24 protein-coding genes and 1 pseudogene are annotated in these 25,841 nt (G+C 68.6%); 11 read left to right on the top strand and 14 right to left on the bottom strand.

Going from position 1 to position 25,841, the window contains the following annotated elements; genetic code table 11:
• Positions 1-27 precede the first annotated feature (27 nt).
• The 3 genes from ACH4D3_RS19225 to ACH4D3_RS19235 are packed head-to-tail and all read left to right on the top strand — an operon-like array spanning position 28 to position 2,673.
• Entirely contained in the window at positions 28-1,245 is a 1,218-nt protein-coding gene (locus ACH4D3_RS19225; RefSeq protein ID WP_398323459.1) for a macrolide family glycosyltransferase, read from the top strand.
• Between the two features lie 4 nt (positions 1,246-1,249).
• A complete protein-coding gene (locus tag ACH4D3_RS19230; protein WP_398323461.1) occupies positions 1,250-1,738 on the top strand; it encodes a hypothetical protein in 489 nt (162 codons plus the stop codon).
• On the top strand, positions 1,735-2,673 hold the full coding sequence (locus ACH4D3_RS19235; RefSeq protein ID WP_398323463.1) for a hypothetical protein: 939 nt from the start codon (positions 1,735-1,737) through the stop codon (positions 2,671-2,673). Before ACH4D3_RS19230 ends, ACH4D3_RS19235 begins: the two co-directional genes overlap by 4 nt.
• 103 nt (positions 2,674-2,776) lie before the next feature.
• Here the strand turns inward: ACH4D3_RS19235 and ACH4D3_RS19240 are convergent, their stop codons facing one another.
• The 3 genes from ACH4D3_RS19240 to ACH4D3_RS19250 form a co-directional block, all read right to left on the bottom strand.
• Positions 2,777-3,985 (bottom strand): 2-oxo acid dehydrogenase subunit E2, encoded by a 1,209-nt coding sequence (locus ACH4D3_RS19240; protein ID WP_398323465.1) that lies wholly within the window; start codon positions 3,983-3,985, stop codon positions 2,777-2,779.
• 82 nt (positions 3,986-4,067) lie between these two features.
• Positions 4,068-6,755: a pyruvate dehydrogenase (acetyl-transferring), homodimeric type gene (gene aceE, locus ACH4D3_RS19245; protein WP_398323467.1), complete on the bottom strand. Its 2,688-nt coding sequence runs from the start codon at positions 6,753-6,755 to the stop codon at positions 4,068-4,070.
• Positions 6,756-6,872: 117 nt separating this feature from the next.
• Complete coding sequence (locus ACH4D3_RS19250; RefSeq protein WP_186779651.1) at positions 6,873-7,613, bottom strand: SDR family oxidoreductase; 741 nt, start codon at positions 7,611-7,613, stop codon at positions 6,873-6,875.
• Positions 7,614-7,816: 203 nt separating this feature from the next.
• Here ACH4D3_RS19250 and ACH4D3_RS19255 point away from each other — a divergent pair, with 203 nt between their 5' ends.
• Both ACH4D3_RS19255 and ACH4D3_RS19260 read left to right on the top strand, forming a co-directional pair.
• Positions 7,817-8,266 (top strand): cupin domain-containing protein, encoded by a 450-nt coding sequence (locus ACH4D3_RS19255; protein WP_186779650.1) that lies wholly within the window; start codon positions 7,817-7,819, stop codon positions 8,264-8,266.
• Between the two features lie 42 nt (positions 8,267-8,308).
• Entirely contained in the window at positions 8,309-8,929 is a 621-nt protein-coding gene (locus ACH4D3_RS19260; protein WP_398323469.1) for a DUF5134 domain-containing protein, read from the top strand.
• An 18-nt stretch (positions 8,930-8,947) separates the two neighbouring features.
• Here the strand turns inward: ACH4D3_RS19260 and ACH4D3_RS19265 are convergent, their stop codons facing one another.
• The 7 genes and pseudogenes from ACH4D3_RS19265 to ACH4D3_RS19295 form a co-directional block, all read right to left on the bottom strand.
• Positions 8,948-10,339 carry an aldehyde dehydrogenase family protein gene (locus tag ACH4D3_RS19265; RefSeq protein ID WP_398323471.1) on the bottom strand — a complete coding sequence of 464 codons (1,392 nt, stop codon included), beginning with the start codon at positions 10,337-10,339 and terminating at the stop codon, positions 8,948-8,950.
• Positions 10,339-11,439 (bottom strand): phenazine antibiotic biosynthesis protein, encoded by a 1,101-nt coding sequence (locus tag ACH4D3_RS19270; protein WP_186779647.1) that lies wholly within the window; start codon positions 11,437-11,439, stop codon positions 10,339-10,341. The genes ACH4D3_RS19265 and ACH4D3_RS19270 overlap by 1 nt, the downstream gene beginning before the upstream one ends.
• Before the next feature lie 28 nt (positions 11,440-11,467).
• On the bottom strand, positions 11,468-11,950 hold the full coding sequence (locus ACH4D3_RS19275) for a cupin domain-containing protein (RefSeq protein ID WP_186779646.1): 483 nt from the start codon (positions 11,948-11,950) through the stop codon (positions 11,468-11,470).
• Between the two features lie 2 nt (positions 11,951-11,952).
• Entirely contained in the window at positions 11,953-13,419 is a 1,467-nt protein-coding gene (gndA, locus tag ACH4D3_RS19280) for an NADP-dependent phosphogluconate dehydrogenase (protein ID WP_398323473.1), read from the bottom strand.
• 369 nt (positions 13,420-13,788) lie between these two features.
• A complete protein-coding gene (locus ACH4D3_RS19285; RefSeq protein ID WP_365980924.1) occupies positions 13,789-14,262 on the bottom strand; it encodes a carboxymuconolactone decarboxylase family protein in 474 nt (157 codons plus the stop codon).
• Between the two features lie 188 nt (positions 14,263-14,450).
• A pseudogene (locus tag ACH4D3_RS19290) lies at positions 14,451-15,297 on the bottom strand (helix-turn-helix transcriptional regulator).
• 29 nt (positions 15,298-15,326) lie between these two features.
• The gene (locus tag ACH4D3_RS19295) at positions 15,327-16,259 is read right to left on the bottom strand and encodes an SDR family oxidoreductase (RefSeq protein WP_398323475.1); all 933 of its coding nucleotides are present in this window, start codon (positions 16,257-16,259) and stop codon (positions 15,327-15,329) included.
• Positions 16,260-16,476: 217 nt separating this feature from the next.
• Here ACH4D3_RS19295 and ACH4D3_RS19300 point away from each other — a divergent pair, with 217 nt between their 5' ends.
• Positions 16,477-17,211: an alpha/beta fold hydrolase gene (locus ACH4D3_RS19300; protein WP_398323477.1), complete on the top strand. Its 735-nt coding sequence runs from the start codon at positions 16,477-16,479 to the stop codon at positions 17,209-17,211.
• Between the two features lie 35 nt (positions 17,212-17,246).
• Here ACH4D3_RS19300 and ACH4D3_RS19305 read toward each other — a convergent pair whose 3' ends face one another.
• Positions 17,247-17,708 (bottom strand): RrF2 family transcriptional regulator, encoded by a 462-nt coding sequence (locus ACH4D3_RS19305; RefSeq protein ID WP_393517992.1) that lies wholly within the window; start codon positions 17,706-17,708, stop codon positions 17,247-17,249.
• Positions 17,709-17,909: 201 nt separating this feature from the next.
• Between ACH4D3_RS19305 and ACH4D3_RS19310 the strand changes: the two genes are divergently transcribed.
• Together ACH4D3_RS19310 and ACH4D3_RS19315 are read left to right on the top strand one after the other, a co-directional pair.
• Positions 17,910-19,118: an NAD(P)/FAD-dependent oxidoreductase gene (locus tag ACH4D3_RS19310; RefSeq protein ID WP_398323479.1), complete on the top strand. Its 1,209-nt coding sequence runs from the start codon at positions 17,910-17,912 to the stop codon at positions 19,116-19,118.
• Positions 19,119-19,300: 182 nt separating this feature from the next.
• Entirely contained in the window at positions 19,301-19,966 is a 666-nt protein-coding gene (locus ACH4D3_RS19315) for a nitroreductase (protein ID WP_376650205.1), read from the top strand.
• A gap of 277 nt (positions 19,967-20,243) precedes the next feature.
• Here ACH4D3_RS19315 and ACH4D3_RS19320 read toward each other — a convergent pair whose 3' ends face one another.
• Complete coding sequence (locus tag ACH4D3_RS19320) at positions 20,244-20,459, bottom strand: hypothetical protein (RefSeq protein ID WP_398323481.1); 216 nt, start codon at positions 20,457-20,459, stop codon at positions 20,244-20,246.
• A gap of 693 nt (positions 20,460-21,152) precedes the next feature.
• Here ACH4D3_RS19320 and ACH4D3_RS19325 point away from each other — a divergent pair.
• Positions 21,153-22,025, top strand: a complete 873-nt coding sequence (locus ACH4D3_RS19325; RefSeq protein ID WP_398323483.1) for an RNA polymerase subunit sigma — start codon at positions 21,153-21,155, stop codon at positions 22,023-22,025.
• Between the two features lie 90 nt (positions 22,026-22,115).
• Here the strand turns inward: ACH4D3_RS19325 and ACH4D3_RS19330 are convergent, their stop codons facing one another.
• Positions 22,116-22,865: a sigma-70 family RNA polymerase sigma factor gene (locus ACH4D3_RS19330; protein WP_376650203.1), complete on the bottom strand. Its 750-nt coding sequence runs from the start codon at positions 22,863-22,865 to the stop codon at positions 22,116-22,118.
• 410 nt (positions 22,866-23,275) lie between these two features.
• Between ACH4D3_RS19330 and ACH4D3_RS19335 the strand changes: the two genes are divergently transcribed.
• Entirely contained in the window at positions 23,276-23,656 is a 381-nt protein-coding gene (locus ACH4D3_RS19335) for an N-acetyltransferase (RefSeq protein WP_261400964.1), read from the top strand.
• Between the two features lies 1 nt (position 23,657).
• On the top strand, positions 23,658-24,869 hold the full coding sequence (locus ACH4D3_RS19340) for a PP2C family protein-serine/threonine phosphatase (RefSeq protein ID WP_398323485.1): 1,212 nt from the start codon (positions 23,658-23,660) through the stop codon (positions 24,867-24,869).
• On the opposite strand, the gene ACH4D3_RS19345 is transcribed toward ACH4D3_RS19340, so the two are convergent.
• Positions 24,858-25,787 carry a cupin domain-containing protein gene (locus ACH4D3_RS19345; protein WP_398323487.1) on the bottom strand — a complete coding sequence of 310 codons (930 nt, stop codon included), beginning with the start codon at positions 25,785-25,787 and terminating at the stop codon, positions 24,858-24,860. The genes ACH4D3_RS19340 and ACH4D3_RS19345 overlap by 12 nt on opposite strands.
• Positions 25,788-25,841 lie beyond the last annotated feature (54 nt).

Genomic DNA, 25,841 nt, shown 5'->3' on the forward strand with positions numbered 1-25,841 from the left:
AGGTCCAGACCCAGAGGAGATTGGTCTGTGAGCACCGTCGCGTTCCTCAACATCGGCATGCACGGGCACGTCAACCCGACCCTGCCGGTCGTCTCCGAACTCGTCAGACGCGGCCACACGGTCACATACCACACCTGGCCGGCGTTCCGTGAGGCGATTGAGGCCACCGGTGCCGCCGTACACCTCTACCCCGGTGGTGCCCCTCCGCTGCCCGAACCGGTCACCCCGCTCGCGCTGCTGGAGGCGCTCGCCGGCACCGCCGTACGCATGCTGCCCGCCGTCCTCGACGACCTCCGCGGCATCGGCCCCGACCTGATCGTCCACGACAGCGCCTGCCCCTGGGGCGCGGTCGCCGCGCGTGAACTCGGGATCCCGGCGGCGTCCTCGTTCACCACGTTCGCCTACAACCGACACGTCCCCAGCCCCACGAGCGCCTCGTGGGACCTGCTCACCGCGGCGCGGGCCCGACCCCGCAGCCTCCAGGGCTACGTCCGATCACGCCACGAACTGCACCGACGGTTCGACACCCACGACATACCGCTGGTCGACCTCTCAGGCATCCGCCAGCCGCTCAACCTGGTCTACACTTCACGCGAATTCCAGCCGGACGTGCAGGAATTCGACGGGTCCTACCGGTTCGTCGGCCCCAGCCTGGGCGCCCGGCCGCACGACCCGACCTTCCCGTTCGAGCGGCTGCGGGACCCCGTGCTGTACGCGTCCCTGGGCACCGTGTTCGACGCCGCCCCCCGCCTGCTGCGCTGCTTCGCCACCGCGCTCGCTCCACTGGGCGGCACTGTGGTCCTCTCCACCGGCAGAACTGACCCTGGGGCGCTGGAGCCCCTGCCGAAGAACGTCATCGCGCGTCTTTTCGTGCCGCAGACAGAGGTGCTGGAACGCACCGCCCTGCTCGTCACACACGGCGGGATGAACAGTGTGAACGAGGCCCTGTACGCCGGAGTCCCGATGCTGGTGATCCCGCAGGGTGCCGACCAGCCGCTGGTGGCCCGGCGCGTCACCGACCTCGGAGCAGGCCTGTCGATGCACCCCCGGAACGTCTTGGAGAACACGGTCCGGTCGCTCGCCCGGCAGCTGCTGGACGAACCCCGGTTCCGGAAGGCCGCGCACACCATGCGGGACGCCCAGCACCGGGCGGGCGGGTTCCGACGAGCCGCAGACGAACTGGAGCGGTACCTGCATACAGCGCGTCCGCTCCGGCCGGCCGCCGACCGGGCACAGCAAGGGTGACACCATGTCACCCGCCGTCGTCGCACTGCTTCTGCTCGCCGGACTGTCAGAAGCCGCCGGGCGCATCATGCCGCTCTTGGTGTGCCGGCCCGGAGTGTCCCTCAGGAACGTCGTCGGACTGATGCTGACCGGCGCCATCGTCGAGGGGGCCGTGCTCGCACTGTGGCCGCTGACCGCGTGGACCGTAGCCGAACTGCTGCTGACCTCACCGCCTGCGGACGGCACACTGGAGTGGACCCCCGGCCTGCTCGCACCCCTGCTGCTCGCCGCAGTCCTCGCCTTTCCGCTGCTCGGCCCCCTGCTCCATCTGCTGCTCTTTGCCGGAGTCGGCGCCACACTCACCGGCCCGCTGGCCGCCACGACCGGGCTGGGCTGGTGGACCGCCGCCGGCTGCGTGGCCGCAGCCGGAGTAGCGCTCGGCATCACGGTGGAGGGCGTCCGCCGACTGGTCGTACGCCTCAGCGCGACCGCTGCCCCGGAGGCGCTCGCATGAACCACTTCCTGCTCTGGGCCAGCCTGCTGGGACCGGCTCTGCTCGCCGAGGGACTGCTCGCCCGATATGAGGTGCTGGCCTACGGTGCCGGCTGGCGCAACCCCGTCACCACGCTCCCCAAGGGCGTGCCCTACGCCCGTGGCGCGGCACCCGACGATCCCCCGAAGGCATACCTGGTCTACCTGGACGGCATCGGAAAGCGGCGCGTGCGCGACAGCCGCGACGGCGGCCAACTGGTCAAGGCCGTAATTGCCGCAGCACCCGAATTGCGGGTCCTGGGCCAGGTCCAGCCCTACTCGCCGCTCGCCGACCCGCTTGCCGACCGTCCCGTATGGGCATGGCTGCGCCGCCATATCGGGCTGCTGCTGTTCCTGCACAACGTCATGCAGATCTTCGTCGCTGCCGACCGGCGGTACCGCCCCCTGTACAACCGGGCCGTCGGCTCACAGATCGCCACGCAGCTCCGGTTGGCCGGATACCGCCCGGGCAGCGGCACCCCTGTGGTGTTGCTCAGCTACAGCGGCGGCGCACAGGTCGCCACCGGCGCAGTCGACGAGCTGCGCACACGGCTGGCCGCCCCGCTCATGCTCATCATGTTCGGTGCGTTCCACAACGGGGCCAACGACCTCTCCTGCGCCGAGCACGTGCATCAACTGACCAGTGCATACGACCGTGTCGAGCGGGTCGGCACCTGGATGTTCCCCCAGCGCTGGCCGCTGCTGCGCCGCAGTGCCTGGAACCGCGCCGCCCGTGACGGCAAGATCACCGTTCACCGGCTCGACCCGGCCACGCACGTCGGACCGCGCAGTTACATCAGCCCCACCGCTCTGCTGCCGAACGGCCGCAGCCATCTCGACCGCACCACGGATACCGTGATCGCGATCGTGCGCTCCCGGCGTGCTGCGACCGCGATGACACAGGACCCGGCACCCTGAGCGGCGACGGCCGCATACATCCGAAACCGCCGAAGGCGGTGCGGGGCGACGTTTCGCTCGTCGCCCCGCACCGCCCGTGCCTTTCCGCAGCCGCAGCCGCAGCTCAGGTCCGGGAACCGGGCGAGAGGTCGCCCTCGAAGGCCGCGGCCTCCAGGATCGCCTTGACGGCGGTCAGATACCGGGCGGCGTCCGCACCATCCACCAGACGGTGGTCGTACGACAGGGACAGGTACACCATGTCGCGGACACCCAGGCCCACGGTGTCCTCGTCGATCATGACGGCCGCCGGCCGCTTGACGGTGGCACCGATACCCAGGATGGCAGCCTGGCCCGGCGGCACGATCACCGTGTCGAACAGAGCGCCACGTGAGCCGGTGTTGGAGATCGTGAAGGTCGCTCCCGACACGTCGTCCGGGGTGAGATGGCCACTGCGGGCCCGGCCGGCCAGTTCGGCGGTCGCGTGCGCGATGCCCGCAGTGCTCAGGTCGCCCGCGTCCTTGATGACCGGAGTCATCAACCCCCTGTCGGTGTCCACCGCAATGCCGATGTTCTCGCGGTCGAAGTAGGTGATCGTGCCCTCGCCCTCATTGATGCGGGCGTTGATCACGGGATGCGCCTTGAGGGCCTGGGCAGCCGCCTTGACGAAGAACGGCATGGGCGAGAGCTTGACACCCTCGCGGGCAAAGAAGTCCTCCTTGGCCCGGTTGCGTAGACGCAACAGCACGGTGACGTCGACCTCGACGACGGAGGTCAGCTGAGCCTGCTCCAGCAGCGCCTGCTTGAGGTTGTCTCCGATGATCCTGCGGATACGGGTCATCGCGACGGTCTGTCCCCGCAACGCCACCGTGCCGGCAACCGGGGTCGCGGGTACGGCAGCCACCGCGGGAGCGGACGCCGCAGGCACCGGAGCCGGAGCGGGCACGGCCTCCTCGACCACGACAGGCGGCGCGGCGGCCTGAACCGGTGCGGGAGCCGGAGTCGGCTCCGGCGGAGGAACCGAAGCCGGCGTAGAGGCCGCCGCAGGAGCAGGAGCAGGAGCAGGAGCAGGAGCAGGTTCCGGTGCCTGGGCCGTGTCCGGCGCGCCGATGACGCCGAGAACGGCGCCGATCTCGACGGTCTCGTCCTCAGGGACGCTGATGGAAACGAGGATGCCAGCGGCGGGGGAGGGGATTTCGGTGTCGACCTTGTCGGTGGAGATCTCCAGGAGGGGTTCGTCGACTTCCACGCTGTCGCCGACCTGCTTGAGCCAGCGGGTGACCGTGCCCTCGGTGACACTCTCACCGAGGGCTGGCAGGGTTACGGAAAACGCCATGATGTTGGTTGCTCCTCACACGTCCACAGGGCGTCACGGCACCCCTTGTCGTCGTATCCGGCCCGCATCAGGCGGGTCCGGTTCATGCCTGCCATCCGTAGCGTTCGCGGGCCTCGGCAACGGTCTGCGGGGAGACCTCGCCGGCCCGGGCGAGCTGGTCCAGAGCGGCGATCACGATCGACTCCGCGTCCACCCGGAAGTACCGGCGTACGGCGTCCCGGGTGTCCGACAGGCCGAAGCCGTCCGTTCCAAGGGAGGCGTAGTCCTGCTCGACCCACTGACTGATCTGGTCGGGCACCTGACGCATCCAGTCGCTGACCGCCAGTACCGGGCCCCGCGCACCCGACAGTGCGCGCGTCACGTACGGGGTGCGCTCCGAGCCGTTCAGCCGCTCACGGTCCGCGCATAGGGCGTCGCGGCGCAGCTCCGTCCAAGACGTCACCGACCAGACGTCGGCGTGCACGTTCCACTGCGACCGCAGGAGTTCCTGGGCCTCCAGCGCCCAGTGGATCGCCGTGCCGGAGGACAGCAGCTGGATCCGCGGCCCGGCGTCAGGGAACTCGGCCTGCCGGAAGCGGTAGATGCCCCGCACGATGCCCTCTTCGATGTTCGGCACGGGCGGCATGGCGGGCTGTCGCTTCGGCTCGTTGTACACCGTCAGGTAGTAAAAGACGTTTTCGGGCTGCTCGCCGTACATGCGACGCAGCCCGTCCTTGACGATGACCGCGATCTCGTATGCGAAGGCCGGGTCGTAGCTGATCGCCGCCGGGTTCGTGGAGGCCAGCAGATGGGAGTGACCGTCGGCGTGCTGCAGCCCCTCACCGGTCATCGTCGTACGGCCCGCGGTCGCCCCGATGACGAAGCCGCGCCCCATCTGGTCGGCGAGCGCCCAGAACTGGTCGCCGGTCCTCTGAAAGCCGAACATGGCGTAGAAGATGTAGAACGGGATCATCGGCTCGCCGTGCGTGGCGTACGAGGTCGCCGCCGCGGTGAACTCGGCCATTGAACCGGCTTCGGTGATGCCCTCGTCGATGAGCTGGCCGTTCTTGGACTCCCGGTAGTACAGCAGCTGGTCGGCGTCGACCGGCTCGTAGGTCTGCCCGTCCGGCGAGTAGATCCCGGCCGTCGGGAACAGGGACTCCATGCCGAACGTGCGGGCCTCGTCGGGAATGATCGGTACCCAGCGCGGCCCCGTCTCCTTGCCCTTCATCAGGTCCCGGACCAGGCGGACGAGGGCCATCGTCGTGGCCACCTCCTGATTGCCGAAACCCTTCTCCAATGCTTCGAAGGGCTTGGCGGGCGGCTGTTCCAGCCGGCCCGCGACCACGCGGCGCACCGGGGCGGGACCGCCCAGGGCGGCACGCCGCGCGCGAAGGTAGCGCACCTCCGGCGCGTTCTCGCCCGGGTGCCAGTACGGCACCACGTCGTCACTCAACGCGCTGTCCGGAATAGGAAGTTCAAGCAGATCACGCATCTGTCGGAACTGCGCCAGAGTGAGCTTCTTCATCTGGTGGTTGGCGTTGCGCGACTCGAAATCCGGCCCCAGCGTGTGTCCCTTGACGGTCTGGGCGAGGATGACGGTCGGCGCTCCCTGGTGCTCGACGGCGGCCCGGTAGGCTGCGTACACCTTGAGTGGCTCGTGCCCGCCGCGTGACTTCTCGAACAACTCGGTCAGCTGCGCGTCGCTCAACCCGGCCGCAATGCCGGACAGCGCGTCGCCGGTGAAGAAGTCCTTGCGGATGTAGGCGGCGTCCCGCGCGGCGTATGTCTGCATCTGCGCGTCCGGCACCTCGCCCAGGCGGTGAACCAGCGCACCGGTGGCGTCCTGCGCGATCACCGGGTCCCAGGCCTCGCCCCACAGGGACTTCACCACGTTCCAGCCCGCCCCACGGAACCGCGCCTCCAGTTCCTGCACAATCTTCGAGTTCGACCGGACGGGACCGTCCAGGCGCTGGAGGTTGCAGTTGACGACGAAGGTGAGGTTGTCCAGCCCTTCGCGGGCGGCGAGCGCCAGCGCGGCCATCGACTCGGGCTCGTCCATCTCACCGTCTCCGAGGAAGGCCCACACCCGCGAACCCGAGGTGTCCTTGATGCCCCGGGCGTGCAGATACCGGTTAAAGCGGGCCTGGTAGATGGCAGCAAGCGGCCCGAGTCCCATGGACACGGTCGGAAATTCCCAGAGCCACGGCAGCCGCCGCGGGTGGGGGTAGGACGGCAGACCGTGACCGTCCGCCTCGCGTCGGAAGGCATCCAGCTGAGCCTCGCTCAGACGCCCTTCGAGGAACACACGGGCGTAGATCCCCGGCGACGCGTGCCCCTGCACATACAGCTGATCGCCAGAGCCGTCGCTGTCCTTGCCCTTGAAGAAGTGGTTGAAGCCGATCTCGTAGAGCCACGCGGCCGAGGCATACGTGGATATATGACCGCCGAGCCCCAGACGCGAGCCGCGCGTGACCATCGCGGCCGCGTTCCAACGGTTCAGGGCGGTGATCCTGGACTCCATGTCGAGGTCGCCGTCGAAGGATGGCTGGGCCGTCACCGGGATCGTGTTGATGTAGTCCGAGGAGAGCAGTCCGGGCAGTCGGACCCCGGACCTGGCTGCGTACTCGTGGACCCTTCGCAGCAGGTAACCCGCCCGATCCGGACCCGCGTTGCGCACCACGGCGTCCAGCGATGCCTGCCATTCGGCGGTCTCTTCGGCGTCGCGGTCGGGTAGCTGGTCGAGTTCACTTGTCGGTGCGGACTCAGCGGGCTGGGCCGGATCGCTCATGACGGCCTTCCTGTCACGGTGTCGGGAGGAAAGGGGCCGGACGCAGGACTGGACGGGGCGTTGGTGTCCGCGGCCGAGGGTTGGGGGTGGGATGGGGGCCGGCATAGCCAGGAGGAGTCACCGCCGGGCGAGCCACTGGTCGAGGGTGCCGTGACCCACGTGCGCGTCGGCACCCGGGAGCAAAGTCCGCTCCCCGAGCACCGCGCCGAAGAACGGGGCGTGCGGGTCGGTGACCACACCCCGCGGATCGCCATGCGCCGCCTGCACTTTCGCGGTGAGTTCGTCCAGGCGGTACTGGTCGGGCCCGGCGACCTCGCGGGTGCCGAACAGCGGTACGCCCACGGCGGCATGGGAGACCGCGGCGGCGACGTCGTCCGTGGACACAGGGCGTACCAGCGCGGGCGCCACGTGTACGCCGTCTGCGTGCTTGGTCGAGCGCGACAGTGCGTCCACGGACTCGAAGAACGGCGTGGCCCGTACGACGGAGTGGGGTATCGGGGAGTTCCGCACCTGCTGTTCCTGCAGCGCCTTCGCACGGAAGTAGCCGCCCTGGACCCGGTCGGCGCCCACCACGGACAGGGCCACGAAGTGCTCCGCGCCCGCCGCGGCGGCGGCCCGCAGCAGATTGGCTGTCGCGGTGTCGAAGAACTCGACACTCGCCCGTTCGCCGCGGGACGGCGCGTCGGTGACGTCCACGACCACCTCGACACCTCGCAGGGCGTCGGCGAGACCCTGCCCGGTGGTGACGTCGACGCCCTCGGAACGGGCCACGGGGACGGCCTCCACACCGTGGTCCCGGAGCCTGGCGACCGTCCTGGAGCCGATCAGCCCGCTGGCTCCTGCAACTACGACTCTCATCTGGGGTCTCTTCCGTCGGGGGGCCGATGACCCCGCTGATGCCTGTGTGGCGGTGATGGCGGGATCCACCGCTCACCACAGGTACGACCGGGCTCCCGGCGCTGTTGTGACATTGCGGACGGGGATCCGCCGGTGTCACAGATCCGCCCGGTGTCCGGTCATCACGGAAAGACCGTTGTGACATCCACGGAAGGTGCGACACAGTGTCCGAGAACCACGCAGCTCACACCCACGGAGCCGGCGAGCACGAGGAGGGGGCGAGCTGGATGACCGCGGCCAGGATGCTGCAGGACGCCTCCCCGATCAGCGTTCCCGAAGGCGCCTCGGCGATGACCATCGAGGTCGAGTGGGAGCCGGGCGACCCGGGTACCCCTCCGCACCGCCACTCCGGCCCGGCCTTCGGCTACGTCATCGAGGGCGCGGTCCGCTTCGAGCTGGAGGGCGAGCCCGAGCGCGTCGTCGAAGCCGGAGGCACGTTCTGGGAGCCCGGCGGCGACGTCATCCACTACCAGGACGGCAACGCGCTGACGGACGCGCGGACCCGGTTCGTGGTGACCATGATGTGTGCGCCCGGCAAGCCCATGCTGGAGCTGGTCAGCGAGGAGGAGCTGGCGCAGCGCACACACCTGCGCGCCCCCCGGCCCGCCGCCTGACGCGCGAGGCTGCCCGTACAGGCTGCGTGAGGCGCGAAGGTCATGAGTGCCATTGACACCGTGTACGGGATGCTGAGCGTCCTGTTCGCCGCCGCCGCGGTCCATGGCCTGCGGCGGACCGTGCTGTCCAAGGGCTCGGCGTGGCGCGAGCGCCTCGACCACCTTCTGCACACCGCCATGGCCCTGGCCATGGCGGTGATGCCGTGGAGCTGGGGACGTGTCCTCCCGGAGCCGCCGCAAACAGCCTTCTTCGCGGCGTCCGCCCTGTGGTTCCTGCTGTCCGCGCGGGACTCCCGACCGGGCACGATCGCCAGACGGCTGCCCCACGCGGCCGGCATGGCAGCGATGGCGTGGATGTCCCACTCCATGGCGGCTTCGTCGCACGAGACACTCGCCGGCGGGCTCTCGGCGGCACACCACGCCGCCGGTTCGGGCCACCACGCCGAGGAGACGACGGCCGGTGACGCCGTCGCCGCGACGCTGGCCCTGTTCCTGCTGGCGTACGCGCTGTGGTCACTGACCCGGGACATGCCGGCGCTGCGCACCCCGAGGCCCCCTGGGATGCACGGCACCGGTGCCTCGGGGACACGGCATCCCTACGCCCACTTCTGGGAGGGATCGATGGCCCTGGGGACAGCCGTCATGCTGCTGATGCCGCACTGAAACCGCCCGGCAGGGCCGTCACAGGGAGCCTATGACGGCCTTGCCGCGCATCAGGAAGTCGGACAGATAGCCGTCGTGAGGTACCCCCGGTGCCATCCAGTAGGTCGGATACCCGCCGAGATACACGTTGGCGATGGTGGGTTCGGCCAGCAGCTTGTCGACCAGCGTGCCGTCACTGGTCAGGGCCGACAGGACCAGCGTGTCACGCAGCGGAGCGATGCCGTCCGCCCGGCTCCACGGAGCCACCCACACACAGGGGAAGGGCAGTTCGGTCCGCAGCTGTACGGCATCCGCACGGGAGACCAGGTGGACGGCCGGCCGGAGCACAGCGCTGCCGTCCCCGAGGTCCTCGGCGATTCCCTCCCCACCCAGCAGCGCCTGCGTCCCCTCGGCCACGGCACGCAGGTGGGAGCTGAGGGCACGGGCCCGCTCCAGCGGCTGCACGGGAAGTACCGCACGCTCGTCCTGCGGAGGCAGGCCGGGCAGCGCGGACAGACGGGCCGCGAGGGCCTCGGCCAGCGGCACGGGGTCGCCCTCGACAAGCACCGCGGTGGCGTTGACGCACGCGGTGCCGCCCTCGTCGGCGACCGAAGCGACGATCACGTCCAGATACTCGCGCCAGTCCGTGTCCGCGGTGACCAGGATCTTGGTCCGGCCCGGCCCCTGCGGAAGGACTCGCGGGTCGTGCGCGTACCGGGCCACGACGTCGTCGCCGCCGTACACCACGGCGCGGTCGGCACCGCGCACCAGGGCATCGGCGCCGGCGTGGTCGGTGGGCAGCAGCACGAGCCGGTCGTCGGGCATACCGGCCCCGCGCAGGGCCGCGACCAGCCGGTGCGGGGTGAACGGCTCCCGCCGGGACGGGCGGACGGCGACACGGTAGCCCAGCGCCAGCGCCTCCAGCCACAGCCGGTGGACGCCAGGATGGTTACCGGATGCGTTCACGGCGAACACGTCCCCGCGCCGCGCCCAGACGGCGCCGCCCTGGCGGACGGCCGCATCGCGCCGATCGGTGACAGCACCCACCGGCCTGCCCTGCTCGGCGGACGAACGGGCCCGGCGCACGAATCGCGCCGTCCCCTCTGTCGAAGCCCGCACCACCGGCAGCGGGGTGCCCGAGGTGCGGCTCACGAGTGACTCGTACTCCCGCACGCCCAGACCGCCTGCCGTGTCCGAGGCGAACGCGTGGGCCGCCGCGGCCAGCATCGCGTCGAGGCCGGCGGCCGGAACCGGCTTGGCCCTGCGCAGGGCGGCCAGAGCCCGTGTGACGAACACCGGGGGCACCAGACTCAGCCGTGCCACCTCGGCGCCCGTCACATCCGTCACCGCCTGAGGAACGCGGGTCCGGTAGGCGCCCCGGGGACCCAGCGCGTCCAGGTGCGGCACACAGCCGTCCGGCAGGCCCGCCATCAGTACACGCCCTCAATCACCGCTTCGCCCCCAACCTTCGGCACCGGGGCGACGTCCGCGACGGCGTCGCCCGCGTGCCCCTCGACCGGCCGGACCCGCAGCGCGAGGTCCCGCTCGGCGTTGTTGGGTACGAGCATCGACTTGCTGACATGGCTGACCACGACCTGCCCCCGCTCGCCGACCTCCACCTTCTCCCCGGTGACCGGGTCCAGGACCGACAGGAAGACATATGGCGAGACCGGGTCGAAGACACAAGGGTCGGACGCCGACAGGCCGACCCGCTCGATCAGCGCGGTGAGCATCATCGTGTTGCCGTACATGCCGATCAGCCGCACGTCCGGGAAGACCTCGGTGCTCAGCAGATCGCGGGTGTCGGGATCCATGTGCGTACCGCCCCAGACGATCGCGTCGACCTTGCTGTTGATCACCTCCACCAGGTCGTCCTCGCGGGCAAACCGCTCCAGAAGCGGGGTGGTGGCCGCGAGGACGCCGATGTCCTGGGTGAGCAGGATGCGCCGGCACTGCTCGACGAGGTGGTCGGTGTAGGCCTCGGCCTCGTCGGCCCGGCCCGCAGCGACGAGTCCCCTCACCCACCGGGGGTCCATGTCGATGCTCAGTCCCGGGGCCCCGAGACCGGCTGCCGCGCGCTGCAGCACGTCGCCCACCAGGTGCGGGCCGGTGGGCGCGACGGTCAGCCAGTGGGCACCGACGGGCAGACCGTGCGCCCTCAGCCGGCGGTCCACCTGCTCGGAGCTGTGCCGCATCCAGTCCTCGAGCTGAACTACTCGTTTGGGGGCGCCGGTCGTTCCACCGCTGTCGAATACGTTGAGGACACGGGCCCCGGGCCCGTAGCCCCGGGGGACCAGGTCCGTCACCCGCACGTTCCGCAGCTCGTCCGTCAGGTCGGGGAAGAGCGCCAGGTCGTCCACCCCGCGGACGTCCTGACGCGGGTCGAAGCCGAGCCGTCCGGCCCGGCTCAGCCAGTACGGGGAACCGGTCTCGGGGTCGAAGTGCCACCGCATGGCGGCCCTGACGAACTCGTCGGGATCCACCCCGTCCGAGGGGCCGGCATCCAGGACGGCTGGAAGGTCGTGCGGCACGATGAAATCCCTTCTGCAGGCGGCCGGGTCAGTCCACGAAGTACGAGTCGTGCTTGTCGAAGAACCTCGAGCGTTCCTCGTCCGAGGCGTGGGCCAGCTGCGACACCTGCTCGAAGTACTCCTCGCGGGGCGCGCCGGGAGTGAAGAGCAGCAGCATCTCGGCCGGGGCGTCGGAGTCATTGCGGAACGCATGCAGCCCGCCCTGCGGTACATGCAGGAAGTCGCCCTTGCCCGCGTCGACCCACCGCTCGCCGTCGTAGAGGCGGACGGTGCCCTCCAGGATGTAGAAGGACTCCGAGATGGTCTTGTGGAAGTGGGTCCTGGGGCCGCCGGCCTTCGCGCTCATCTCGACCCGGTAGAGGCCGAACTCGCCGCGGGTGGTGGTCGTGGTCGCCAGGTAGTGGATTGCGTCCTTGCCCGTCTCACCCACGTCCGGCCCGGTGCCCGCAGGCCGGAAACCGGCGCTGACCTCGCCGTCGTCGCCCCGGTAGACCTGTTCCGGATAGGACATGGCTAGCCTTCCTTTCCTGTGGGCGACTCACCGGTCCGGGTCTCCGGACGCTCGGACTCCCCCCAGTGGGTGTGGAACGTGCCGGAGCGGTCGACGCGTCCGTAGGTATGCGCACCGAAGAAGTCGCGCTGCCCCTGGATGAGTGCGGTCGGCAGGTGCTCTGCCCGCAGGGTGTCGTACGAGGCCAGGGCCGCTGAGAAGGCCGGGACGGGGATGCCACGACGGGTGGCGGACGCGATGGTCTCGCGCCACGGCACCTGCGCCTGGGCAATCTCCTCGGCGAAGCCCTTCTCGACGAGCAGGCTGCTCATGGCCGGGTCGGCGGTGTACGCGGCGCGGACACGGTCGAGGAACGCGGCACGGATGATGCAGCCGTCACGCCAGATCCGGGCGACTGTCGCGAGGTCGATGTCCCAGCCGTACTCGGCGGCCGCGCTCTGGATCATCGTCCAACCCTGGTCGTAGGCGATGACCTTCGACGCGTACAGGGCACTCTCGACCCGGGAGGCGAACCTGGCCGCCTCCGTACCACTCAGCGGTACCGTGACGCCGCCCGGCAGTCCGCGGTAGGCCGCGCGCAGGGCGCGGCGTCCGGAAGCGGCCCGGGCGAAGGTGGCCTGTGCGATGGCCGTCACCGGCGCGGCCAGGTCCAGCGCTGTCTGCACGGTCCAGCGGCCGGTGCCCTTCTGGCCCGCCGCGTCGGCGACCACGTCCACGAACGGACCGCCGGTGTGCGCGTCGGTGTGAGCGAGGACCTCCGCGCTGATCTGGACCAGGTAGGAGTCGAGCCGTCCGCTGTTCCAGGTGCGGAAAACGTCCGCGATCTCGCCGGGGGAGTAGCCGGCGACCTGTCGCAGCAGGTCGTAGGCCTCGGCGAGCAACTGCATGTCGGCGTATTCGATGCCGTTGTGCACCATCTTCACGAAGTGCCCGGCGCCGTCGCTGCCGATGTGCGCACAGCACGGCTCGCCGTCGACCTTCGCGCTGATGTCCTCCAGCATCGGACCGAGGACGGCATACGCCTCCGCGGAGCCGCCGACCATGATCGACGGGCCGTTGAGCGCGCCTTCTTCGCCACCGGAGATTCCGGTGCCGACGAAGTGGATACCGCGCTCCTTGAGGGCGGCCTCACGACGGCGAGTGTCCGCGAAGTGGGCGTTGCCCCCGTCGATGATCATGTCTCCCGGTTCCAGGAGAGGGGCGAACTCCTCGATGACAGCGTCGGTGGCCGCCCCCGCCTGCACCATGATCATCAGCCGGCGGGGCCGCTCCAGTGCCGCGACGAACTCCTCGGCGGTCCGCGCGGGGACGAAGGCCCCCTCGTGACCGAACTCCTCGGTGAGCGCCCGGGTACGGAACGCAGAACGATTGTGGACAGCGACGGTGTAGCCGTGGCGGGCGAAGTTGCGGGCCAGGTTGCGGCCCATCACGCCGAGCCCGGTCACGCCGATGTGTGCGGTTGCCTGCATGGTGGTGCGGATCCTTGGGTTGTGGAGAGAGGTGAGGGAGGGCCGTCCTCGGACCGGACCGTCTGGTGCGACCTGCCGTTCGCCCGCCGACCGGCGGGGCGCGTGCCCTACAGGTGGCTGCTCTCTCGGCTCGCTGCCGTCACACCGACCTGGAACCGGTCGCCAGTCACAGATTCCGCAACGGGACCTGGCCATCCCAACGTTATTCGATGTTCATGATGCATCGAACAATGTACAGGGCCTCTGGCATCGGTTCCTGCCCACGCAACGGTGGCATATCACACACGGTGTTGCGAGTCCGTCTCCTCGCCGGAGGCCGGGGTGACGTGGAGACGGACCGTCTGTGTCCGGGCGGGCCGGACGGCTTCGTCAGCCGAACTGACCGGGCTGGTAGCTGCCGGCGGGCTGCTGGTTGATCACGTTGATGCGGTTGTATGCGTTGATGATGGCGATGAGCGAGAGGAGCGCGATGAGCTGGTCCTCGTCGTAGTACTTGGCCGCGTTCGCCCAGGCCTCGTCCGTGACACCGCCGGCCGCATCTGCGATACGGGTGCCCTGCTCGGACAGTTCCAGCGCGGCACGCTCAGCGTCGGTGAAGACCGTGGCCTCCCGCCATGCAGCGACCAGGTTCAGCCGCTGCTGCGTCTCACCGGCCGCAGCGGCGTCCTTGGTGTGCATGTCGGTGCAGAAGCCGCAGCCGTTGATCTGGCTGGCGCGGATCTTCACGAGTTCCTGCGTCGCCGTGGGCACGCCCGAATCCGAGGCGACCTTGGCCGCCGAGTTGATGTGCTTCAGCACCTTGCCCGCGAAGGGGTTGCCGAAGAAGTTGAGACGCGGTTCCATGACGTCCTCCTGGCCGAGTAGTGGTTACCTCCTCCTGACCGAGCAGACGGCGGATGTGTGACAGCGGGCAGGGCTGAGCGCGGCCTCTCCGGCAGGCCCAGCCTCGATCAGCACGTCGAGGTGCTGACCGAGGCGGGCACCACACGGACCGAGCGGGCAGGCGCCCAGTGCCCAGTGCTGCTTCAGCCTCAGGGGCGCGCATCTTCTCCAAGGACCGACAGCAGCCGGAGATTCACGTGGCTCTCCGTGCCGGGTACCGCGGTGAAGACCAGCAGCCGCTGCGCCTGATCGGGGTCGACCAACGTCTGACAGTGCAGTTCGAGCAAGCCGACCTGCGGGTGCTGGAAACGCTTTCGGAGCACAGGAGGAACCCAACACCGGATGCCCGTCCCACAGGGCCGCGAACTCGGCACTGGCGGTCCGCAGCTCCTCGACGAGTTCCCCCGCGCGTGAGTTCCTGCCGTCACGCGCGTACGCGCCATGCAGATCCGCGACCAGGAGACGGCTGTGCTCCGCACGGTCGCTCTCGGGGCGGATCAGCCGTGATGCGGGCTGGGTGAACCAGCGATAGTGCAGGCTGCGGTTCCAGCCGGTGAAAGCCCGCTCGTCCCCCAGCAGAGCCACCGCCGTCCGGGTCTGCCTGAGCGTTTCGCCGAGGTGGTTGACCACTTGTGCGGGGGTGTCCTCCAGCCGCTCGAGGATGCGCATCATGCCGGGATTGATGTGGTCGGCGCGCCGGATCCTGCGTGGAGCAACGTGCCCGCCGAGCCGGAACAGGTGATCCCGCTCCTCCAGGGAGAGGCGCATGCCGCGTGCGATCGCGGCCAGCATCTGTTCGGACGGATGCGGCCCTCTCGGTTGCTCCAGCCTGCTGTAGTAGTCCGCCGACATGTCGCACAGCGCCGCCACCTCCTCGCGGCGCAGGCCTCCGGTGCGCCGTCGGCGTCCACGGGGCAGGCCGACGTCCTCCGGCTGGAGGGCGTCGCGACGGGCTCTGAGAAACGCCGCCAGTGCGGCGCGGTCTCCTGTGTCCACTGTCCGTAGTCCTTTTCGTCCTGGCCGTATCAGACGGCAGGGAACGCGACGCCCGTGAGCCGTTCGGAGACCTGCCAGAGCCGGGCCGCGGTCGCCTCGCTGCGGGCTGATCTGTAGATCGCGAGCCGGGTGGGGCCTCCAGTGAACTGGCCCAGACCGTCGGGTCCGTACAACTGCCCGCCGCCTGCTCCCGGACTCGTGGCCGCGTGGAGGATCGGAAGCAGTCCCTCGTCCACGGACTGCACGAACAAGCCCCAGCGCGCGAGCCGTTTCACGACAGCCTCGTGCGGCGCGGGCCGGGCCCTGCCCAGGCTGGGCCCGGAGGCGTAGAGGTTGGTCAGCGTCGTGCCGGGATGCGCGGCGTTGCTGACGATGCCCCATTCGCCCGTCGTGCTGCGTCGGTCCAGTTCCAGTGCGAACAGCAGATTGGCCAGTTTGGAGAGACTGTACGCGCGCACCGGAGAGTACCGACGGCTGCTCTGGAGGTCGTCCCAGACCGGCTTGCCACTGCGCGCGGCGCTGCTGGTCACAGTGGTCACACGGGCTTCTCCGGCCCGCAGCAGTGGCAACAGCCGTCCCGTGAGCGCCATGTGCCCCAGATGGTTGGTGCCGAACTGCAGCTCATACCCGTCCGCCGTCGTATGCCTGGTCGGCGGGGCCATCACCCCGGCATTGTTGACCAGGAGATGGATGGCCCTTCCCTCAGCCTCCAGCGCGGCAGCCAGTTTCTCAACAGAGGCCAGGGAAGCCAGGTCGAGGGCACGGGTGGTGACCTTGGCGGCCGGCTCCGCCGCACGGATACGGGCGACAGCCGCGGCACCCTTGGCCTCGTTGCGCACCGGAAGGATCAGTTCGGCGCCGGCGGCCGCGAGCCGCGTGGCAAGCCCCAGGCCGACCCCGTCGCTTGCTCCGGTGACGACGGCGAGTTTCCCTCGCATACCCGTCACGGTCACTTTCTTCATCACAGACTCCTGATTGTGCGGTCGGCTGCTCGGACCATCAGGGTTGCTGCACCGGACGCCCTGATCCATGTGACGTCGGACCATGGTTCAAGGCCGCCACCCACTTACATCACAGTGTGACAAAGTGTTGCCTCTCGCTGTACGGTCAAGTGCGACGCTCCGCCACATGGTTGCATGATGCTTCCGTGGTTCTTCCTCCACGAAGGAACTCGTCCCCATGCCCGCAGTTCTCATCCATGGCATACCCGACACCCACCATCTGTGGGACCCCGTTCGTCAGTATTTGTCCCGGAGTGATGTCGAGGCATGGGACCTGCCCGGCTTCGGCGCGCCGAGACCGGCCGGATTCGGCTCCAGCAAGGAGGAGTACGTCGACTGGCTCGTCGAGCGGCTGGAGCGAATCGGTGAGCCGGTCGACCTGGTTGGCCACGACTGGGGATGCATTCTCACCGCCCGTGTGGCCTCGGTGCGGCCGGATCTGGTCCGCACCTGGGCCGGAGGGAACGGCCCCGTCAGCTCCGAGTACGTCTGGCATCCGCTCGCCAGGATCTGGCAGGACCCGGTTGAAGGCGGTCGATACATGGATCGACTGGAGGCAGCGTCCTTCGCGCGCGATCTGACGGAAGGCTTCGACGTGCCCGCCGGACCGGCGGCCAGGACAGCTGTCCGGGTCGATGCCCCGATGAAGGACAGCATCCTCAAGCTCTACCGTTCCGCCCTGACTGTGGGGGCGGAGTGGGAACCTGGACTCTCCCAGGTGTCGGCGCCGTGCATGGTGTTCTGGGGTGCGCTCGATCCAGCGTGCCAGGTCGAGTTCGGCCGGAAGCTGGGTGACGCTCTGCATGCGACCAAGGTCATCGAACTGGACTGCAACCACTGGACCGTGCTCCAGCGGCCGGCCGAGGTGGCGGCGGCTCTGGAAGCGCACTGGGGTCCGTCCGTCCGCGCTTGAGTCATGCGGCCGTGCACCGGACCGGAGGGTGCGGCTCAGCCGAAGGCGGACCGGACGACGTGACGGGTCTGCGGGATGCTGACCAGTTCGGCTCTGATCTCGGCGAGGGTCTGGGCGGCCAGGGCCTGGTGCCACGCCTGCTCAGCGCGCCGCATCGCCGCGTTCACAGCGCATGTTCCCGTGGGCGGCGGTGACAGTGCGCCGATCCGTCCGCAGGACCGGATCTCGGCACAGTTGAAGGCACGCGCCGTGCCCTCGATGGCTTCCACCACGTCGAGCAACGTGATGTCCTCGAGCGGTTTGGCCAGCCTGAAGCCTCCCCGTGGCCCCGGGACGGAGCTCAGAAGTCCGGCACGCGTCAACTGCTGCAACTGCTTGTTGAGGTAAGAGGCGGAAAGGTCGTGCGCTGCAGCGAGTTGCGCGCTGCCTGCGGGCCCCCCGCCGATCATGTCCAGGTTGAGAAGCGTGTGCAGGGCCCACTCGACCCCTTTGGCCATTCGCATATTACGGACACTACATGTCCGGGTTTCAGGGCGTTCCACCGGCGGCGCAGCACAGAAATCTTGTCGTTGAAGATCCTGGATATCTACTATCCAGAAATTGCGTCCGGTCAGGCGATCGCCACTTCGACCAGCGCCCCGGTTCATCGTCGGGCGCCCAGCGTGCTGTTCATCACTCGGTTCTTGAGGGAGACGTATATGAAAGACATCGTGATCATCGGCGGAGGCTTCGCCGGCGTGTGGAGCGCAGCGGGCGCCGTGCGAGCCGCCCGCGAGGCCGGTGAGGCCGGTGAGCAAGTGCGGGTGACGCTGGTGAACGGTGGTGACGACCTCGTCGTCCGTCCCCGTCTGTACGAGGACGCTCCGGAGACGATGCGCGTGCCGCTGGACCGCGTCCTCGGGCCGATCGGTGTGCGCCGGGTGGCGGCGACGGTGACCGGCATCGACACGGAAGCGCACACCGTCCGAGCCGTCGACCGGACGGGTGAGAACCTCGACCTGCCATACGAACGGCTCGTTCTGGCCAGCGGCAGTCAGCTGGTACGTCCCGACTTCCCCGGCTCTCAAGAGGTCTTCGACGTCGACACCCTGCCCGCGGCGGCACGGCTCGATGCCCATCTGCGGCGGCTGCCCGAACGCACCTCCTCACCGGGCCAGTACACGGCCGTCGTGGTCGGAGCCGGGTTCACCGGTCTGGAGATCGCCACCGCCCTGGTCGAGCGCCTGCGTACCGTCTCCGACGCCCAGAGCGATCCTGCGGAGGGCGTCCGCGTCGTGCTCGTCGACCGGGCCGACGTCGTCGGTCCTGAGCTCGGTCCCGGTCCCCGTCCGCAGATCGACAGCGTCATCGACGAGCTGAAGATCGAACGGCGGCTGGGGCGGACCGTGGCATCGGTCACGACGGAGGGCGTCACACTGTCGGACGGTGAAGTGATCCAGGCAGCGACCGTCGTATGGACGGCGGGCATGGCTGCCAGCCCGCTTACGTCGCAGATCCCCGGCGAGCGTGACCGGTGGGGCCGGCTGACCGTGGACGAGTACCTGCGGGTGACCGGCGTCGACGACGTCTACGCCGCCGGCGACACGGCACGCGGCCCGGCAGACGAGGGCCGAAGCACGGTCCAGAGCTGCCAGCATGCCCTGCCGATGGGGAAGTACGCGGGACACAACGTCGTGGCCGAACTGCTCGGCAACACTCTGATTCCTTTTACCCCGGACCCCTACTCCAACTGTCTGGACCTCGGTCCTGCCGGCGCCCTGACCACGGCCGGCTGGGACCGCCAGGTGGTGGCGACCGGCCCCGAGGCGAAGACGCTCAAGGAGAACATCAACACACTGTGGATCTATCCGCCGGTCGACGACCGTGAACTGATCCTTGCCCAGGCGGGCCGCTTCTCCAAGGGCTGACCACCAGCAAGGTTTCAGAGCCCCCTTCAGGCGCCGTTCACGCGTCCGGAGGGGGCCTTCTGCATGATGGCTCAAATAGTGTGAATACCTTGGTGGTAAGTACACACACACTGTCTACGGCTGGTACGGTCGCCCGTGCCGTGAGTGCCTCGGTTTGCCAACAATGTAGGGAGCAGGCGATCTTGGACGTCTATGAAGCGGTCACCAGCCGACGAGCAGTGCGCGGTTTCACCGACCGTGAAGTTCCGAGGGAGGCGCTCCAGCGCGTCGTGTCCGCCGCCGCCTGGACGCCGTCCGCGTCGAACCTCCAGCCATGGCATGCCTATGTGCTGACAGGCGAGCCCTTGTCCGAACTGAAGAAACACGTGCGCGAGCGCATAGCCGCAGGCGAACCGTGGGACGAGCCGGAGTACGTGCAGTATCCGGCCACTCTGAAGTCCCCGTATCGTGAGCGGCGGTCCGAGTTCGGCGCCCAGCGCTACGGCTCACTCGGGATCGCGCGCGAGGACTGGGAGGCCCGCCAGAGGGCCGCCACCGCGAACTGGGAGTGCTTTGGCGCCCCTGTCGCCCTGTTCTGCTACATCGACCGCGATCTCGGACCTGCCCAGTGGTCCGACGTCGGGATGTTCCTGCAGACCGTCATGCTGCTGCTGCGCGCCGAAGGGCTGCACAGTTGTGCGCAGATGGCGTGGGCGAAGTACCGCACGTCCGTCGCGGAGATCCTTTCGCCTCCGGACGAGCTCCTCCTCTTCTGCGGAATGTCCATCGGATACGAGGACCTGACGATCAGCCACCCACGTACGGGCCGGGCGCGGCTTGAAGAGACGGTCTCCTTCGTCGGCTCGTGACCTGGGCGCGCAGCCCGTGACCTGGGCGGAATGCTGAGGACGGCCCAGTGCTTGAACCACCGCGGTCGGCCCTCGACCGATGGTGAGTCCGGCGTCGTACGCCTGGCGGTGCGTGGCGGCGATGTCTTCCGCTCACCTATGGCTTCCCCGCCGCGTTCCGCCCAGGCATCGGAGCTGTTGCTGCGAGTCCCGAAACCCGGAAATGCCATCCTGCTGCACAGCAGGCTGAGTACAGGCTTGTGCCCGCGGTACCGGCAGGCACGAGACGAGTGATGCACTACGAATGCATGCGCTCCCTACCGTCCGCACCGGGAGCCGAATGACGCAGTTTGTGCAGGCTGTCCTTTACCACCCTGATACGCGTATCCACCTCGTGGAGGGCGTCGCTCAGCATGCTTAGGCGGGCCTCGAGCAGGGCAGCCTCGGCGGCCAGGGAGACGCTGGCGCCGGCCGGGTCTGCGTAGACATCGCCGTGATCGCGTGCCGTTGACATGTCTGTTTCCCTTCCTCGCTGAACAGGTGCGCGTAGGCGCCACGCACACCACCGAGGAACTGACAGGGCAGCCGTGGGATCTGTGACAGGTTCCGCCGAAGCGACGACCGGCAGGCTGCAGCCAGCTGGTGGAGCAGCGCCCTTGCCCTCACTCAGCCGGCTGGGAGTGGAGGCCGCCGGAGCGCGCCGAGGCAAGGCATGGTTCGTGGTGGCTGAGGTGGGCGCCGTCCCGCGTGAGGTCCGCGATCAGCTTCAGCCCGTGCTGGCTCGAAGGAGGAGACCCTGGCTGGTGACCGGCCTCGGCCAGGGGATCGGATGTCGAGCGGAGTGGCTACGGCACCGGTCCGAGGAATAGCACAGAGCTGCTCAAGCTCGTGAGCCCGGGGAGACGAAGAGGTGTAAGGCAGGCTCACCCCGCGCCGGAACAGCGATGTCACAACATCTCCGTCCGCCCGGTCTAGCTGTCGAGCCGACAGAGGAGGCGAGTGCGACGTGAACCCATACTGTGACGAGTTTTTCCTCACTGGAGCGATGGCACTCTGGCAGTTCCGTATGTCGGATGGAGGAGACAATGCATGCTGCCGTCGTGCCTAGGGGGAACTCTGTAAACCGCAGCACATTTGAACCAGACCGTCTGAATGACTGCCGCTCGGGCCGTGTGACGCGATGCCGGGGCGAGAGGAGGGAAGCCGCATGGACCATTCCGATGATGCGGTGCCGATTTCCGAGTTGCTCGATGAGCGGAAGCACCTGCTGGATGTCGCGTACTGGATGCTGGGCAGCAGTAGTGCGGCCGAGAGCGTGATCGACGAGACCTACCGGCAGTGGTACCAGCTGTCCGATGCCGAGCGGGCGGGCATCGTCGCTCCGCGAGCATGGCTGGCGAAGGCGGCCGGCGGCATCTGCCTGGCACGGTTGGCCATGCCGGAGCGCTCGGCCTCTGCGGGAGGCGGCCGGACGGCCGGGACCGCGGAGCGGAGCGCACTGGAGGAGGAGATCAGTGAGGTATTGCTCAATGCGCTGGACTCCCTCTCCCCGCAAGAGCGGGCGGCGTTCGTGCTCAACGGCGTCTTCGGTATGGAACCGGGCACAGTTGCCGACGTCGTGGGGCAGTCGGAGCCCGAGGTTGCCGAACTGACCCTGCGGGCTCGGGACAGTCTGCGTGCCCGCCGTGCGCGGCCCACGACCGCCGCGGAACACGACGCAGTGGCCGTTAGGATACGCCGGGCTTGTGTGACGCAGGACGAGGCGCTCCTGGCGTCACTGATGGCGCCCGATGTAACGGCGTTCTTCGACGGCGGTGGCAAGATCCGGGCAATGATCAAGCCGGTACACGGCACGGAGCGGGTTGCCCGCTGCCTCCTGGGGTTGCTGGACTCTGGCTCACGTACAACCCTACGGTCCCAGTCGGTCAACGGACGGACCGGTCTCGTGATGCGCTACGACCAACAAGTGGTCGCCGTCATCAGTCTTGACATCGCTGCTCACCGAGTTGTACAGGTATGGGTCGTCCTCAACCCTGACAAGCTCCGTTCCTGGAACCAGCCCTCTATTGCAAACCCGTGAACCGCACGCGTTGCCAGTGGCTCGACCGCCCGACGGATTTCCTCCCGGCGGGCGGTCCGACTGCTCCGCCCGCGTGGCCGTGCCCGTGTCTCAGACTGTGGCGGCTGCCACGGGGTGGGAACACGAGCCGGCGAACCCGGCAGCTCCGTTCGGACTCAGGGTTCTGCGGGCGCGCCTACCGGCAGCGCGGGATCTGCCGCCGCCCTCGGACGTCCTGACGGCCTCAGGTATGAGAACGGCCTCCAGCCGGGCGGTGTTTCCTGTCCGGGCGGCCGACAGGAAGGCGTCGAGGAGCTGCCGGTGCTCCTCCGCTCCGACGGTCGCCTGCTGATCCGCACAAAGATGCTTGCGGGCTCTGCTCACGATCTTCCGGACGTTGACCAGGCTCACCTGGAGGATCTCTGCGATGTCGGCGTATGCGTAGTCGAACGCCTCACGCAGGACGTAAGCAGCCCGTTCCACGGGCGTCAGCTTCTGCAGTACCAGGAGCAGTGCGATCGCCAGGTCTTCCTCACGTTCCGCACCCAGTTCGAGATCGTTGCTCGTGTCGACGGGTTCGGGCAGCCACGGACCGATGTAGCTTTCCCGGCGGACCCGGGCCGACTGCGCCACGTTGAGGGCCAGCCGGGTCGTGGTGCTGGACAGGAACGCTATCGGACTGTTGACCGCTGAACGGTCGGTCTTCTGCCACCGTAGCCAGACTTCCTGTACCACGTCCTCGGCTTCGACCACACTGCCGAGCACGCGGTACGCGATGCCGAAGAGCCGCGGACGGAGCTCCACGAAGACAGAAACGGCCTCGTCCAAGGTGCTGTCCGCAGGGGACGTCTCGAGGTGCATGTCCTGCTGTCTCCGTTCCTCCGAGTGCTGCCGCTCAGCGGTGTGAGCACACGCAGACACCTCGGTCGGTGCTCTGCCGAAAGGTGGGATAGATGGGGGTCTGCCACTGAACGCCACGGTTGTGATGACCGCTTCCGCTTCATTGACCTGCCAGCGTGGGGTTCTGTGACAGGTTTGACCCACAAGATTCCTGACATGTCGCCGGGGTGACCGCTTCGATGTCACAACTTCAACCGTGATCCGGTCTTGAGGCTGGCCGGGACGTACCGGCTGGAAACCGGCCCTTTGGAGATGCAGGAATGAGAGATAGTGCCCGGATAGTCCGTATTGGGGTCGCTGATGTAGAGCGAGCTGCCTCCATGCACACCAGGTGCTCCACATACACCTTGTGGCGCCGCTACCACCGGCCCATGGGGGATCCCCGCTTGTACCTGCACACACTGTTGGGCCGCCCGGGTTCGGTCCATCTGGCCGTGCGGGACACCTCCAGCCGTTTCATCGCCATGGCGCACCTGATGCCGGATGGGGACCATGCTGAGGCGGCACTCCTCGTGGAGGACGCCTGGCAGAACAGCGGGTTCGGTACCCAGTTGCTGCACCGTCTTGGCAGGGACGCCATACGTGCCGACCTGCGCGAGCTCTACGGCCTGGTCCTGTCGGGCGACCCACGGATACCGGCCATTCTGCGCCACGCAGCGGTGCCGGTGCGCTGTGTCCAGGAGCTCGGCGTGACGACTGTCTGGGCGAGGACCCGCGACATCGCCACCGCAGTCCGACCGCGGAAGCCTTGATATGAGGAGCGTGTTCTCAGTCGGCGACGTGAGGTTCCCCGGCCCTCGTGGACTCGGCTCCACCCTGCTCCTGATTTCGGAGGACGAGGTAGAGGCGTCCGCTGTCCGGCGCATGCTGCCGCGCGAGCTCGCCGATGTCTGGATCTGGTGCAGAACGACTGCCGAGGCGGCGCCTCTCCTGGCCCTGCGCCCTGCGCCGATGTGCGTGCTCGTGGGCCGCTCCTACTCAGGAGTAGAGCCGGCAGAGGTCGCCGCCCGGGTTCGGCAACTCGCCTCAGACGTTCCGGTGGTGGTCGTCGCCCACGACGCCGTATCGGCCATGCCGCCTGCTGCGGTCTGGAGACCAGGCCCCGGCCGCCCGGACCCGGCACGTGCCGACCGCAGGACACTCGGCCAGACCGTCCGGCTGGCGATGGAGCGACAGCACATGGAGCGGTTCCGAGTGGAGACCGGCTCGGTTCTTTCCTATGACAGCATCTCGCTGGAGCGCGGTCTGCTGCCCGCGCCGACGCTTCGGGACGACGGCTTCACTGCGGTCTCACGCTACGAGCCGGGCCGGTCCCACGCTCTCCTCAGCGGCGACTTCTACGACGTGGTCCAGACGGAGGACTCGAGGGTCCACGTCATTCTGGGCGACGTTTCCGGGCACGGACCCGCGGAGGCAGCCCTGGCCGTCCAGCTGCGGGTCGCCTGGCGGACGGCCGTCCTGTGCGGAACGACGCAGCTCGCACAGTTGGAAGTCCTCGAAAGGATCCTGACCGCAGAACGGTCGGACGACGACACGTACGCAACGGTTGTTTCGCTCGTGTTCCCGCCCGAAGCAACGTCGGCCACCGTGGTCAACGCAGGGCATCCCGGTATGCTCCACCGGCGGTCAGGACAAGTCCGATGGGTCGAACCGCCCCGGACCGGGATGGCCCTGGGGCTCTTCCCGGGGCTGGGGGACTGGTCGGTGACTGAGATGGAACTCGCGCCGCACGACAGCGTCGTCCTGTTCACCGATGGCCTCTTCGAAGGAAGGACCGAACGCTCCGCGAGGCTCGGCGAGGAGGGCCTCCTTCGACTCGCCACCCGGCACGCCCACCTGGGCTCACAGGAATTCGTCGACGCGCTGGTGGCCGGCGCCACGTCGATGGCGGCACCGTACGGAGGGCTGGTCGACGACGTGGCCGTCCTCCACCTGGGATGGAACCAGAACCCCTCACTGTCCTGACAGCCGGGCTGACCTGTGCTCGTTGCGGTACGCGCGCGGCGAGATGCCGGTGACCCGTCTGAAAGCGGAGCTGAGAGCGCTCTCCGATCCGTAACCGACGGCTCGCGCGATCGTGGCCAGTGTGTCGGTACCCCCGCGCAGGCGCTTGGAAGCCAGTTCGATGCGCCAATGAGTGAGGTAGTCCAGTGGCCCTTGGCCGACCGTGTCCTTGAACCGCGCCGCCAGGGTCGAACGGGAGACCGCGCCTGTCCGCGCCAACTCTGCAACGGTCCAGGGATGGCCGGGCGCGGTGTGCATCGACGTCAGAGCCGTGGCCACGACCGGGTCCGCGAGCCCGGCCGGCCAACCGGACAAGGCCTGCGGCGCGCGGGCGAAGTACAGGCGCAGTACGTGGACGAGCATGACAACCGCAAGATGCTGTGCCACCAGCGTCGACGCCATGGGGCGCTGCCGCAGCTCCTGGTCGATCTGTCCGAGCGCCCACTGGAGGGTGCCGGCTTCCTCGGAGCCGGCCGGTATGTGGATGACCGGGGGAAGCGTGTCGAGCAGGAGAGCATGCGCCCGGTCACCGAACGAGAAACGACCACCGACGAGGAGGACGTCCTCCCCCTCTCCGGTACGCGCGACGCCGTTCTCGGCGGCAGCAAACACCTGGCCGGCATCCACCGGCACCGCCTCGGCGTCGCTCGACAGCGTGAACGCGCGCGCCTGAGTGAGAAGGTAGCAATCTCCCTCGGCCAGCTGAACCGGCTCACCGGCGCCCTCCACGTCGAGGCGGCAGGAACCGCGGCGGACTGCGTTGAACTTCACGCCATCCGGAGCCTCGAAGTGCACCGCCCATCTGCCGCCGGCCACCAGGCTCGACGACAGGTGGCTTCGCGTGTCGAGAAGTGAGAGGACGTCTTCCAGCGGATCCATCAACACTCCGTTCTGGATGGTTGAGCAAGTTTTCTGGACTGTTCATTATAGAGA

The organism is Streptomyces sp. NPDC018026, assembly GCF_044327745.1.
Classification (GTDB): Bacteria; Actinomycetota; Actinomycetes; order Streptomycetales; family Streptomycetaceae; genus Streptomyces; species Streptomyces rubrogriseus.

Coding starts and splice junctions, on each gene's coding strand:
- ACH4D3_RS19230 (WP_398323461.1), top strand. CDS start 1,250: ATGTCACCCGCCGTCGTCGCACTGCTTCTGCTCGCCGGACTGTCAGAA.
- ACH4D3_RS19235 (WP_398323463.1), top strand. CDS start 1,735: ATGAACCACTTCCTGCTCTGGGCCAGCCTGCTGGGACCGGCTCTGCTC.
- ACH4D3_RS19240 (WP_398323465.1), bottom strand. CDS start 3,985: ATGGCGTTTTCCGTAACCCTGCCAGCCCTCGGTGAGAGTGTCACCGAG.
- aceE (WP_398323467.1), bottom strand. CDS start 6,755: ATGAGCGATCCGGCCCAGCCCGCTGAGTCCGCACCGACAAGTGAACTC.
- ACH4D3_RS19250 (WP_186779651.1), bottom strand. CDS start 7,613: ATGAGAGTCGTAGTTGCAGGAGCCAGCGGGCTGATCGGCTCCAGGACG.
- ACH4D3_RS19260 (WP_398323469.1), top strand. CDS start 8,309: ATGAGTGCCATTGACACCGTGTACGGGATGCTGAGCGTCCTGTTCGCC.
- ACH4D3_RS19265 (WP_398323471.1), bottom strand. CDS start 10,339: ATGGCGGGCCTGCCGGACGGCTGTGTGCCGCACCTGGACGCGCTGGGT.
- ACH4D3_RS19275 (WP_186779646.1), bottom strand. CDS start 11,950: ATGTCCTATCCGGAACAGGTCTACCGGGGCGACGACGGCGAGGTCAGC.
- gndA (WP_398323473.1), bottom strand. CDS start 13,419: ATGCAGGCAACCGCACACATCGGCGTGACCGGGCTCGGCGTGATGGGC.
- ACH4D3_RS19285 (WP_365980924.1), bottom strand. CDS start 14,262: ATGGAACCGCGTCTCAACTTCTTCGGCAACCCCTTCGCGGGCAAGGTG.
- ACH4D3_RS19295 (WP_398323475.1), bottom strand. CDS start 16,259: ATGAAGAAAGTGACCGTGACGGGTATGCGAGGGAAACTCGCCGTCGTC.
- ACH4D3_RS19300 (WP_398323477.1), top strand. CDS start 16,477: ATGCCCGCAGTTCTCATCCATGGCATACCCGACACCCACCATCTGTGG.
- ACH4D3_RS19305 (WP_393517992.1), bottom strand. CDS start 17,708: ATGGCCAAAGGGGTCGAGTGGGCCCTGCACACGCTTCTCAACCTGGAC.
- ACH4D3_RS19310 (WP_398323479.1), top strand. CDS start 17,910: ATGAAAGACATCGTGATCATCGGCGGAGGCTTCGCCGGCGTGTGGAGC.
- ACH4D3_RS19320 (WP_398323481.1), bottom strand. CDS start 20,459: ATGTCAACGGCACGCGATCACGGCGATGTCTACGCAGACCCGGCCGGC.
- ACH4D3_RS19325 (WP_398323483.1), top strand. CDS start 21,153: ATGGACCATTCCGATGATGCGGTGCCGATTTCCGAGTTGCTCGATGAG.
- ACH4D3_RS19330 (WP_376650203.1), bottom strand. CDS start 22,865: ATGCACCTCGAGACGTCCCCTGCGGACAGCACCTTGGACGAGGCCGTT.
- ACH4D3_RS19335 (WP_261400964.1), top strand. CDS start 23,276: ATGGGGGATCCCCGCTTGTACCTGCACACACTGTTGGGCCGCCCGGGT.
- ACH4D3_RS19340 (WP_398323485.1), top strand. CDS start 23,658: ATGAGGAGCGTGTTCTCAGTCGGCGACGTGAGGTTCCCCGGCCCTCGT.
- ACH4D3_RS19345 (WP_398323487.1), bottom strand. CDS start 25,787: ATGGATCCGCTGGAAGACGTCCTCTCACTTCTCGACACGCGAAGCCAC.